The sequence below is a fragment of the Hydrogenophaga sp. genome (assembly GCF_028698005.1).
GTDB lineage: Bacteria > Pseudomonadota > Gammaproteobacteria > Burkholderiales > Burkholderiaceae_C > Hydrogenophaga.
The window spans coordinates 1-10,450 of sequence record NZ_JAQVEJ010000104.1 but is presented as its reverse complement, the minus strand read 5'-3'; the positions used below and the strand labels follow the sequence as shown (position 1 = coordinate 10,450).

At 61.6% G+C, this 10,450-nt stretch carries 11 protein-coding genes and 1 pseudogene; 1 reads left to right on the top strand and 11 read right to left on the bottom strand.

Annotated features, from left to right (window positions below; genetic code table 11):
* The 8 genes and pseudogenes from PHQ87_RS10890 to hemN form a co-directional block, all read right to left on the bottom strand.
* Positions 1-677, bottom strand: a pseudogene (locus PHQ87_RS10890) (phenylalanine--tRNA ligase subunit alpha); the annotation flags it as partial.
* A gap of 124 nt (positions 678-801) precedes the next feature.
* Positions 802-1,164 carry a 50S ribosomal protein L20 gene (gene rplT, locus PHQ87_RS10885; RefSeq protein ID WP_300233968.1) on the bottom strand — a complete coding sequence of 121 codons (363 nt, stop codon included), beginning with the start codon at positions 1,162-1,164 and terminating at the stop codon, positions 802-804.
* A gap of 25 nt (positions 1,165-1,189) precedes the next feature.
* Positions 1,190-1,393: a 50S ribosomal protein L35 gene (gene rpmI / locus PHQ87_RS10880; RefSeq protein ID WP_234263302.1), complete on the bottom strand. Its 204-nt coding sequence runs from the start codon at positions 1,391-1,393 to the stop codon at positions 1,190-1,192.
* 187 nt (positions 1,394-1,580) lie between these two features.
* Complete coding sequence (infC, locus tag PHQ87_RS10875; RefSeq protein WP_300233970.1) at positions 1,581-2,180, bottom strand: translation initiation factor IF-3; 600 nt, start codon at positions 2,178-2,180, stop codon at positions 1,581-1,583.
* 85 nt (positions 2,181-2,265) lie between these two features.
* Complete coding sequence (thrS, locus tag PHQ87_RS10870) at positions 2,266-4,173, bottom strand: threonine--tRNA ligase (protein ID WP_300233965.1); 1,908 nt, start codon at positions 4,171-4,173, stop codon at positions 2,266-2,268.
* A 250-nt stretch (positions 4,174-4,423) separates the two neighbouring features.
* Entirely contained in the window at positions 4,424-5,755 is a 1,332-nt protein-coding gene (gene aceA, locus PHQ87_RS10865) for an isocitrate lyase (RefSeq protein ID WP_300233962.1), read from the bottom strand.
* A gap of 371 nt (positions 5,756-6,126) precedes the next feature.
* Positions 6,127-6,786 carry a sulfite exporter TauE/SafE family protein gene (locus PHQ87_RS10860; protein WP_366524466.1) on the bottom strand — a complete coding sequence of 220 codons (660 nt, stop codon included), beginning with the start codon at positions 6,784-6,786 and terminating at the stop codon, positions 6,127-6,129.
* 74 nt (positions 6,787-6,860) lie between these two features.
* Positions 6,861-8,288, bottom strand: a complete 1,428-nt coding sequence (gene hemN / locus PHQ87_RS10855) for an oxygen-independent coproporphyrinogen III oxidase (RefSeq protein WP_300233956.1) — start codon at positions 8,286-8,288, stop codon at positions 6,861-6,863.
* Positions 8,289-8,440: 152 nt separating this feature from the next.
* Here hemN and fnr point away from each other — a divergent pair, with 152 nt between their 5' ends.
* The gene (gene fnr, locus PHQ87_RS10850) at positions 8,441-9,160 is read left to right on the top strand and encodes a fumarate/nitrate reduction transcriptional regulator Fnr (protein WP_300233953.1); all 720 of its coding nucleotides are present in this window, start codon (positions 8,441-8,443) and stop codon (positions 9,158-9,160) included.
* Between the two features lie 95 nt (positions 9,161-9,255).
* On the opposite strand, the gene PHQ87_RS10845 is transcribed toward fnr, so the two are convergent.
* The 3 genes from PHQ87_RS10845 to PHQ87_RS10835 form a co-directional block, all read right to left on the bottom strand.
* Positions 9,256-9,546 carry a hypothetical protein gene (locus PHQ87_RS10845; RefSeq protein WP_300233950.1) on the bottom strand — a complete coding sequence of 97 codons (291 nt, stop codon included), beginning with the start codon at positions 9,544-9,546 and terminating at the stop codon, positions 9,256-9,258.
* Positions 9,547-9,604: 58 nt separating this feature from the next.
* Positions 9,605-9,913, bottom strand: coding sequence for a nitrogen fixation protein FixH (locus PHQ87_RS10840; RefSeq protein ID WP_300233947.1), 309 nt, complete (start codon positions 9,911-9,913; stop codon positions 9,605-9,607).
* A gap of 21 nt (positions 9,914-9,934) precedes the next feature.
* On the bottom strand, positions 9,935-10,450 hold a 516-nt coding region (locus tag PHQ87_RS10835), incomplete at its 5' end, for a FixG Ig-like domain-containing protein (RefSeq protein ID WP_300233944.1).

Here is a 10,450-nt window from a genome sequence, read left to right as displayed (position 1 = left end):
GTCGCGTCACTGTCGACGCGGTAGGTGCGTCCCGGGGCAATCACGCGGATGTCGGGCATGTCACCGCTGTACAGCTGACCGGAACGCGGATCGAAGCCATTGCCGTGCTTGCGCACGTGTGCATGGGCATAGCGCACCTGCATCGGGCTGGTGTGCGGGCGCAGGTTCAACAGCAGGCCGTCGTCGCTGCGGCCGTCGATGTAGAACGTGTCCTGCATCGAACGTGCAGGGTGGTTCGGCGGGTTGTTGAGCGAGGTGAAGCTGAACCAGTCGGTCTCGATCTCGGGACCCTCGGCCACGTCAAAGCCCATCGAACCGAAGATGGCCTCAATGCGCTCCTGGGTCAGGCTGACGGGATGCAGTCCTCCTGCCCCGCGCTGGCGACCGGGCAACGTCACGTCCAGCGCCTCAGCCTTGAGCTGCTGCTGCAGTTCGGCATCGGCCAGCGCCTGCCGGCGCGCCGTCAACGCCTCCTCGATGGCCTGCTTGGCCTGGTTGATCGCCGCACCGCGCGTCTTTTTCTCGTCAACCGACAGGGCGGCCATGCCCTTCATCAACTCTGTCACGCGGCCCGATTTGCCCAGGAACTGCGCCTTGGCGTTTTCAAGCTCGGCGGGGGCCGCAGCTTGCGCGAAGGCGGCGCGGGCACTCTCAACCAGTGCGTCCAGCTCGTTCATACGTATCTTTCGATAACAAAGAAAAAAGGGGCCGAAGCCAGCGAGTCAACCTCTCCAGCCTCAACCCCTTTGAGCGACGAAGGCACGTCCGGGGCCGGATGACCCCTCGCGTGCCGGTCGTGAATCAAGCGGCGGCCAGCTTGGCTTTGACTTGCTCCACGATGCTGTTGAAGGCAGCAACGTCGTTGACGGCCAAGTCGGCCAGCACCTTGCGGTCGATACCGATCTCGGCCTTCTTCAGGCCATTGGCGAACTGGCTGTACGTCAGGCCACAAGCACGCGCACCAGCGTTGATACGGGCGATCCACAGTTGGCGGAACACGCGCTTCTTGGTACGACGGTCACGGTAGGCGTACTGGCCCGCCTTCATCACCGCCTGTTTGGCGATGCGGAAGACGTTGCCACGACGACCGCGGAAACCTTTGGCCAGAGCCAGAACTTTTTTGTGTCGGGCGCGAGCCGTGACACCACGTTTGACGCGAGGCATGTGTGTTCTCCTTGTTCGTCAGTGATTACAGGCCAGCCGAGGGCAGCATCTGTGCCATGTGACCCATGTTGGTCTCATGCACCGTCACCGCACCGCGCAGGTGGCGCTTGTTCTTGGTGGTCTTCTTGGTCAGGATGTGACGTTTGAAGGCTTGACCGCGCTTGACGGTTCCACCCGGACGAACGCGAAAACGCTTCTTCGCGCTGCTTTTGGTCTTCATCTTGGGCATTCTCATGCTCCTTTTTCATTTGTGCTCGTGAGGCGCTGCGATCACCTTGCCGCAGACTTGCTGGCCCCGAGCCACTTTTGGTCGGCATGCCTTGCGGCATCCCGGATTCGGTCAGCCGCACAGGGCGACTGCCTCAAGATGGCAGGAAGACTGGGCCTGCCACCTCAATTCTGGCCTGCGCCAGCCCTCAAGGGGCCGGCTGGGCAGCCGCCTCGGCTGCCTTGGGCGCGCCACCGCCCGCTTTCTTCTTGCCAGGCGCGATCATCATGATCATCTGGCGACCTTCCAGCTTGGGGAACTGCTCCACCACGATGCTGTCACCCAGATCATCCCGGATGCGGTTGAGCAGGGCGAGACCCAACTCCTGGTGCGTGATCTCGCGGCCACGGAAACGCAGCGTGATCTTGCATTTGTCGCCGTCATCGAGAAAGCGCCGGATGTTGCGCATCTTGATGTTGTAGTCGCCGTCATCGGTACCGGGACGGAACTTGACTTCCTTGATTTCGATGACCGTCTGCTTGGCCTTGGCCTCGGCCGCCTTCTTCTGTTCCTGGTACTTGAACTTGCCGTAGTCCATCAGACGACACACGGGCGGTGTGGCAGTGGCCGCGATCTCGACCAGATCCACATCCAGCTCCCCGGCCATGCGCAGCGCTTCCTGCAGACTGACGATACCCAGAGGCTCGTTATCGGGCCCGTTGAGGCGAACCTCGGGAGCCATGATTTCACGGTTCAGTCGGTGTGCACGCTCTTCACGCTGGCGGCGGTCGCGAAAGTTGGTAGCTATGGTGAGTTCCTTCGAGAAAAAACAGGGATCAGGCGACCCTTGCACGGGCGTGGCAACCTGGGGCGCTCCACCCGCGCGTTTGAGATCAAACCCTGGATGAAATGTCTGCCGCCACCTGTTGCGCGAACGCTTCCAGTGGCATGACACCGAGGTCCTTGTTGCCCCGGGCCCGCACGGCCACGGCACCAGCCGCCCTTTCCTTGTCGCCCACGACAAGGATATAAGGCAGCTTCTGCAAGGCATGCTCCCGTATTTTATACGTAATTTTCTCGTTGCGCAGATCCGTTTCGACCCTAAGCCCTTGTTTTTGCAACAACTTCACCACTTCCAGGGCATATTCCGCCTGCGCATCCGTGATATTGAGCACCGCCACCTGCACCGGCGCCAGCCAGATCGGCAGCGCACCTGCGTGCTGCTCGATCAGAATCCCGATGAAGCGTTCCAGGCTGCCGACGATGGCGCGGTGCAGCATCACAGGGCGATGACGCGCACCATCCTCACCCACATACTCGGCATCCAGCCGCTCCGGCATCGAGAAATCGACCTGAATGGTGCCGCACTGCCACTGGCGGCCGATGGCGTCCTTGAGCGTGTACTCGATCTTGGGCCCGTAAAAGGCGCCATCACCGGGTGCAATCTCGAATGCGCAGCCCGACGCGCGCAGGCTCTCCATCAGGGCATGCTCGGCCTTGTCCCAGCTTTCGTCGGAGCCGATACGCGCCTCGGGGCGCGTGGCCACCTTGTAGATGATCTCTGTGAAGCCGAAGTCGGCATAGACCTTCTGCAGCAGGCGCGTGAAGTCCAGCACCTCCTTCTGGATGTGGTCTTCGGTACAGAAAATGTGCCCATCGTCCTGCGTGAAGGCGCGCACGCGCATGATGCCATGCAGGCCCCCGGTCGGCTCGTTGCGGTGGCAGGCACCGAATTCGCCGTAACGCAACGGCAAATCGCGGTAGCTCTTGATGCCCTGCTTGTAGATCAGGATGTGGCCCGGGCAGTTCATCGGCTTGAGCGCGTAATCGCGCTTTTCCGACTCGGTGGTGAACATGTTCTCGCGGTACTTGTCCCAGTGCCCGGTCTTTTCCCACAGCGTCTTGTCGAGGATCTGCGGCCCCTTGACCTCCTGGTAGCCGTTGTCGCGGTAGACACGGCGCATGTACTGCTCCACCTCCTGCCACACCGCCCAGCCCTTGGGGTGCCAGAACACCGTGCCGGGCGAGTGCTCATCCATGTGAAACAGGCCCAGTTCGCGCCCCAGCCTGCGGTGATCGCGCCTTTCGGCCTCTTCCAGCAGGTGCAGATACTGATTCAGTTCGTCCTTGGTCGCCCAGGCCGTGCCGTAGATGCGCTGGAGCATTTCATTGTTGTGGTCGCCGCGCCAGTAGGCGCCGGCCACTTTCATCAGTTTGAAGTGCTTGAGCTTGCCCGTGCTGGGCACGTGCGGGCCGCGGCACAAATCTTCGAAGCCGCCTTCACGGTACAGGCTGACGTCCTCCCCTGCGGGAATGCCGGCAATGATCTCGGCCTTGTAGTGCTCACCCAGGCCCTTGAAGTACTCGACCGCCTCGTCGCGCGGCAGTACCCGGCGCACCACGGGCTCGTCCCTGGCCGCCAGTTCGGCCATGCGCTTCTCGATCGCCACGAGATCCTCGGGCGTGAACGGGCGCTTGTACGAAAAATCGTAGTAAAAGCCGTTCTCGATCACAGGACCAATGGTCACCTGGGCATCGGGAAACAGTTCCTTGACCGCGTAGGCCAGCAGGTGAGCCGTCGAGTGGCGGATCATCTCCAGCCCCTCGGCATCCCTGGCCGTCACGATGGACAGACGGGCATCCTGTCCAATGCAGAAGCTGGTATCCACCAGTTGCCCGTCCACCTTGCCGCCCAGTGCGGCCTTGGCCAGGCCCGAGCCAATGGAGGCCGCCACCTCGGCCACCGTCACCGGGCCAGGAAACTGCCTCTGAGAACCGTCTGGAAGCGTGATATTGAGCATAAGGGTCTTCGGAAAAACAAAAGCGCGGCAAGGGCCGCGCTTGGAATGGGAAGAAACAGGAAAGACAGGCAGGCGCGAACTGCGGGCCTCAGCGGGCCATCTGGAAAACCTCGGAAGAAGTTCGCGGTGTCATAACCAGGGTGCCTTTCTCGCTCTTGCTGGTAAACAGGCACCTATTATCCCACACATGCGAAAAAAAGCCCGGGGACTTGCCCCGGGCCTTGCCTCTTCTACCCTGAGCGCTATCTGATCAGTGGAACTGTTCTTCTTCGGTGGAGCCGGTGAGCGCCTTCACGCTGGAAGAGCCACCCTGGATCACCGTGGTCACGTCGTCGAAGTAGCCGGCACCCACTTCCTGCTGGTGCGACACGAAGGTATAGCCCTGCTCGCGCGCCGCGAATTCCGGCTCTTGCACCATGTTGACGTAGTGCTTCATGCCTTCGCCGCGTGCATAGGCGTGGGCGAACTTGAAGGTGTTGAACCAGTTGATGTGGATACCCGCCAGCGTGATGAACTGGTACTTGTAGCCCAGCGCAGCCAGCTCGTCCTGGAAGGACGCGATGGTCTTGTCGTCCAGGTTCTTCTTCCAGTTGAACGAGGGCGAGCAGTTGTAGGACAGGAGCTTGCCGGGGCAGGCAGCCTGCACCGCCTGGGCAAACTCGCGGGCAAAACCCAGATCGGGCGTGCCGGTCTCGCACCACACCAGGTCGGCATACGGCGCATAGGCCACCCCGCGACTGATGGCCTGCTCCAGACCGTTCTTGACGCGGAAAAAGCCTTCTTGCGTGCGCTCGCCGGTCAGGAAAGGTTTGTCGTTGGCGTCGTGGTCGCTCGTGATCAGGTTGGCCGCCTCAGCGTCGGTGCGGGCCAGGATCAGCGTGGGCACGCCCATGGTATCGGCCGCGAAGCGGGCAGCGATCAGCTTCTCGATTGCTTCCTGCGTCGGCACCAGCACCTTGCCACCCATGTGGCCGCACTTCTTGACCGCCGCCAACTGGTCTTCAAAGTGCACCCCGGCAGCGCCGGCCGTGATCATGTTCTTCATCAGCTCAAACGCGTTGAGCACACCACCGAAGCCGGCTTCCGCGTCGGCCACGATGGGCAGGAAATAGTCGATGAACTCGGGCGAGCCCGGCTCGATGCCCCGGCTCCACTGGATTTCATCGGCGCGCTTGAACGTGTTGTTGATACGACGGACCATGGTCGGCACCGAGTCGTAGGCATACAGCGACTGGTCGGGGTACATCGTCTCGCTGGTGTTGCCATCGGCTGCCACCTGCCAGCCCGACAGATACACCGCCTCCAGGCCGGCCTTGGCCTGCTGCATGGCCTGGCCGGCGCTGATCGCACCAAAGGCGTTGACGTAACCTTTTTTGGCCCCGCCATTGACCTTTTCCCACAGCTTTTCGGCGCCACGCTGGGCAAAGGTGTACTCGGGCTGCACGCTACCGCGCAAACGCACCACATCGGCGGCGCTGTAGCCACGCTTGACACCCTTCCAGCGCGGGTTGTTGGCCCAGTCCTTTTCCAGGGCGTCGACCTGTTGTTGGCGGCTGAGTTGTTCCTTGAGCGACTGAGGCATTTGTGTGACTCCGTATGGTTGATGAAGAGGCCGGCACGCCGGAAAACCGTGATGCCGTTGGAATCACTTTAAGTCTTATACAAGACCTTGAAAAGCTCTTATGTCTTATATAAGACAAAAATAAACCTCATTAAAATCAATGGTTTATTTCGATATTTCTCTATATGGAATTATTTTTCTTGTATTGAGAAAAAATGCCGCAACGCAGCATCGTTCATTTTCATATTGAGAAAACGAAATTCGTCATGCTGGATGCCAGCCGCTGCGCCCACTTCGGCGGGATGAAATGACCTGGGCGGCGACGGGCCTGTGGACCGCAGCACGAGCCGCCTGGCAAGGCCCGCGGGTCGGTCGTCACGCCTTCGGGGAACTCACAGGCACCACAGCCCCGTGGGTTGGGTGACACCCATCCACAGTGCCCACCCCGAGGTGATGGCCAGCGCCAGTCCAGCCAGGCGGATGGCCCAGGCGCCCGATGCGCCCGTACGCAACCTGAGCAACAGCCAGGGGCCGGCCGTCAGCGACACCGACGTCCCGACGGCGAACGAGGCCATGATCAGGGCCCCCTCCAGCGCACTGGCCGACAGCGATGCCACCAGCAATGCGGAGTACAGCAGGCCGCAGGGCATGAGCGCCCAGGCCACACCCAGCACCACAGGCGCGCGCGCGCCCATCTTGGTCAACACGGGACGGGCCTTGCGCCACACACCCTGCCCCACATTGTCGATCCAGGCCGGCTGCCGCGCGCGCCACAGCAAGACCAGTCCCAGCAGCATGGCGGCGACATGGAACATGGTCCACACGGGCCGAATCGCGGCGGTGTTGGTACCCAGCCAGGCCAGGCCCTGAACCGTGCCCGCCGCGAACGCGCCGAACAACGCGTAGCCCACCATGCGGCTGAACTGAAAAGACCACAGGGCATACGTGCTGCGCGCACCGGCCGCACGGCTGATGCCGGCACAGGCCGCACCACACATGGCCACACAATGGGGGCCACCGACCAGCCCCATGAACAGGGCTGTCAATGCCATGGACGTTTGCATACGAGGACTCTATCAGGGCCATGCCAAGGCATCCACCACGTCGGCCGACCCTGGGGCCGCACTCAGATGATCTTGGAAAAGCGCGCCCGATCGATGTCCGACTGCAGATATTTGTCGAAAACCATCGCGATGGCCCGCACCAGATACCATCCGGTGGGCGTGACCTGGATCCGCTGGTCATCGATGGTGACCAGACCATGCTCGGCGAGCCCGGCCAGTGCCTCCAGCTCGCGGGCAAAGTAGGTCTTGAAGTCGATCAGGTGCCCGAGTTCGATCGATTCGAACTCGACCGTCCCCTGGCACATGACAGACATGATGACCGAGCGGCGCAGCAGATCGTCTCGTGTGAGCGCCAAACCGCGCACGATGGGCAGGCGCCCCTGGTCAAGCGCGTCGTAGTACTCGTCCAGCGTCTTGGCGTTCTGGCTGTAGGTGGCACCGACACGGCCAATGGCAGACACGCCCAGGGCGATCAAATCGCAATCCGGCTGCGTGCTGTAGCCCTGGAAATTGCGGTGCAAGCGTCCCTGGCGCTTGGCCACAGCCAGCGCATCATTGGGCAGCGCGAAATGGTCCATACCAACGTAGTCATAGCCGGCGTCGCTCAGCGCATCCAGCGACATCGACAGCATCGACAGCTTGTCGCCGGGGCTCGGCAGTTCAGCCACGGCGATGCGGCGCTGCGGCTTGAAACGGGCCGGCAGGTGCGCATAGGCGTACAGCGCGATGCGATCAGGGCGCAACTCGCCAATCTGGCCCAAGGTACGGCGGAATGATTCGGGTGTCTGCAGCGGCAGGCCGTAGATCAGATCGACGTTGACAGACTCGAAACCGATCTTGCGCGCCGTATCGACCAGATGAAACACCTGCTCGGCCGGCTGCACGCGGTGCACGGCCTTCTGAACAGCCGGATCGAAATCCTGAACCCCGAAGCTCAGGCGGTTGAACCCCAGCCTCGCCAATGTCTGCAGACGCTGATCCGTCACCGTGCGTGGATCGACCTCGATCGAGTACTCCCCCCCCGGCACCAGATTGAAGTTGCGCCGGAGCATGGTCATCAGGTCGTCAAGCTCTTCGTCCGACAGGAAAGTGGGCGTGCCGCCCCCCAGGTGCAATTGCGACACCGATTGTCCTTTGCCGGCATGCCGGACCTGCAATTCCACTTCCCGGTGGAGATAGCGCAGATATTCGGTTGCCCGATCATGCTGCCGGGTGATCACCTTGTTGCAAGCGCAGTAGTAGCACACGTGCTCGCAAAACGGGATATGCACATAGATCGACAGAGGCAGTGCCAGCGACCCGGCCGCACGCTGCTCCAAAGCGCGGATGTAGTCGGTCTCGGTGAACGCTTCCACGAAGCGGTCGGCCGTGGGGTACGACGTGTAGCGCGGGCCAGGAACATCGAACCTGCGAAGCAATTCATCGGAAATGGCGTAACTCACAAAACTCTCCAGTACTGCAGTGCACTGTGCATGAAGCACACAACCCATCCCTTGATCTTCATCAAGTCACAGCAGCGTTGAGGGAAAACGCGTAGCTTACTCCCGGCGCCCGAGGCTGGCGCCGCGCGACAGCCCTCCTTGGCTTCCTCGACACTCCCAGGGGATTCGGTTAAGCTTGGCCACGAATTTCGCAGGAAGACATGGACGCTCACAGCATCAAAGTCGCCTGTTCGAGTTGCAATCTCAGGGAGTTGTGCCTGCCCATGGGACTCAGCCCCGACGAGATGAGCAAGCTCGACAGCGTCATCACCACTCGGCGCCGCGTCAAGCGGGGGACCTCGCTGTTCAACACGGGTGACCGATTCAGTTCGCTATATGCCGTGCGCTCAGGTTTTTTCAAAACCTGCATCACCACCGCAGACGGCCGCGACCAGGTCACTGGTTTCCAGATGACAGGTGAGATCATCGGTCTGGATGGCATCGTGAACGACCGCCACTCCTGCGATGCCATTGCGCTGGAGGACGCAGAGGTCTGCGTCATGCCGTTCGATCAGGTGGAGGAGCTTTCGCGCGAATTCACGACCTTGCAGCACCATGTGCACAAGATCATGAGTCGCGAGATCGTGCGCGACCATTCGGTCATGCTGCTGCTGGGCAGCATGCGCGCCGAAGAACGCCTGGCCGCCTTCTTGCTCAACCTGGTACAGCGCCTGCATGCACGCGGATTCTCGCAGTCCGAGCTGATCCTGCGGATGACACGCGAGGAAATCGGCAGCTACCTGGGCATGAAACTGGAGACGGTCAGCCGGACATTCTCAAAATTTGTCGATGAGGGCATCATCGACGTCAAGCAGCGCTATGTCCACATCAAGGACACCGACGCGCTCAGACAGATTGTGAACCAGCAGACCAGCAAATAGCCACAGCACGGCTGGGCCGTAGCGCCAACGACCGATGCACGCAGTATCGTCAGGGTAGGTGGTTTGCGTGCCCACGGGGCCGGCGCTGCGCGGCTTCAGCCGCAGCCGTTGCGGACGCAGTTCGAGGGCCGCTCGTTCACGGGCACCGGGCAGCGGTTGACTTCAAAGGGCGATACCGACAGCAGCGTGGTCAACGCACTGGAGGCCATCGTCACGCCCCAAAAGACAAAGAACGCCAGCGTATAGACCGCCAGCCGCGACCACTCCAGCGGCTGGCCGAACCACTGCAGGTCGCCGGGATCGACCACGGCAAATACCAGCATCTCCAGCACAGCCGCCACCAGAAAAGCGGGCCATGCGATCCACATCCATCGTTGGGCTTTCATTGCTCTGTCTCCTTTATCGCTCTGGTCGATCTTTGTCGCCGTCGGCCGCCAACCTGCCCTACGGCCTGTCGGCCTCCGGAATCAGCGGCGACGCCGCATGGTTGCGAGCCTGTCCGGCTGGCTGTATGCGGGCCAGCGCATCCAGCCGGGCCTGGCCTTCCAGGGCCTTGGCCTCGGTCAGTGCACGCTCGTAGTCGGCCTTGTTCAGCACCGGGTCGGGATTTTTCACGGCGAGCACGACTGTGGCAATGCAGGCCACCACCACGACCAATGGCCCCCCGACCACCAGCCACATATGGGGCACCCGCCACCAAACCGGCGGACGTTGTTCGGGCGAAACGGATGAGACCTGCATGACATGCTCCATGGCAATCGGATTGGCTTCAGTTTAGCGGGGAACGATGAAGACCGCTTTTTCGGCGACCCGATCGACCTTCTCTCCCGTCGAACGAATCTTGAACCGGATGGGGTGGGAGCCGGGTTTGGCCGTCTCGGGCGGAATCTGCACTCGAATGGCGACCGAGCGAACCTCGGTCGGCAGCACGTCGACCTCGGTGTCGGACACGATCTCGATTCCCTTCAAGCCTTCGACCTCGATGCGGTAGCGCTGCGGCTGCTCGGTCGCGTTCATAACCTGCAGGCGGAACACGTTCTCGATACGCCCGAACTCGACCATGCGTGCAAGCGCCCCCCGATCGCGGATCACATCGACCTTGAGCGGAGTACGCAGGAACAGGCTCACGAATACCGCCAGGGTGATCGCACCCAGTATGGCGGAATAGACCAACACCCGCGGACGGAAAGCACGACGGATCATGGCTTGGCGACTCCATCCATGTGCCATGCCGTTTTCCGTCGAGTATTTGATGAGACCGCGCGGATAGCCGACCTTGTCCATGACCTC

What these genes read in the sequence shown, in the direction of transcription:
- rplT (WP_300233968.1), bottom strand. Translation starts at nt 1,164, where the DNA reads ATGCCTCGCGTCAAACGTGGTGTCACGGCTCGCGCCCGACACAAAAAA.
- PHQ87_RS10860 (WP_366524466.1), bottom strand. Translation starts at nt 6,786, where the DNA reads ATGGCATTGACAGCCCTGTTCATGGGGCTGGTCGGTGGCCCCCATTGT.
- hemN (WP_300233956.1), bottom strand. Translation starts at nt 8,288, where the DNA reads ATGGGTTGTGTGCTTCATGCACAGTGCACTGCAGTACTGGAGAGTTTT.
- PHQ87_RS10845 (WP_300233950.1), bottom strand. Translation starts at nt 9,546, where the DNA reads ATGAAAGCCCAACGATGGATGTGGATCGCATGGCCCGCTTTTCTGGTG.
- fnr (WP_300233953.1), top strand. Translation starts at nt 8,441, where the DNA reads ATGGACGCTCACAGCATCAAAGTCGCCTGTTCGAGTTGCAATCTCAGG.
- PHQ87_RS10840 (WP_300233947.1), bottom strand. Translation starts at nt 9,913, where the DNA reads ATGGAGCATGTCATGCAGGTCTCATCCGTTTCGCCCGAACAACGTCCG.
- rpmI (WP_234263302.1), bottom strand. Translation starts at nt 1,393, where the DNA reads ATGCCCAAGATGAAGACCAAAAGCAGCGCGAAGAAGCGTTTTCGCGTT.
- aceA (WP_300233962.1), bottom strand. Translation starts at nt 5,755, where the DNA reads ATGCCTCAGTCGCTCAAGGAACAACTCAGCCGCCAACAACAGGTCGAC.
- thrS (WP_300233965.1), bottom strand. Translation starts at nt 4,173, where the DNA reads ATGCTCAATATCACGCTTCCAGACGGTTCTCAGAGGCAGTTTCCTGGC.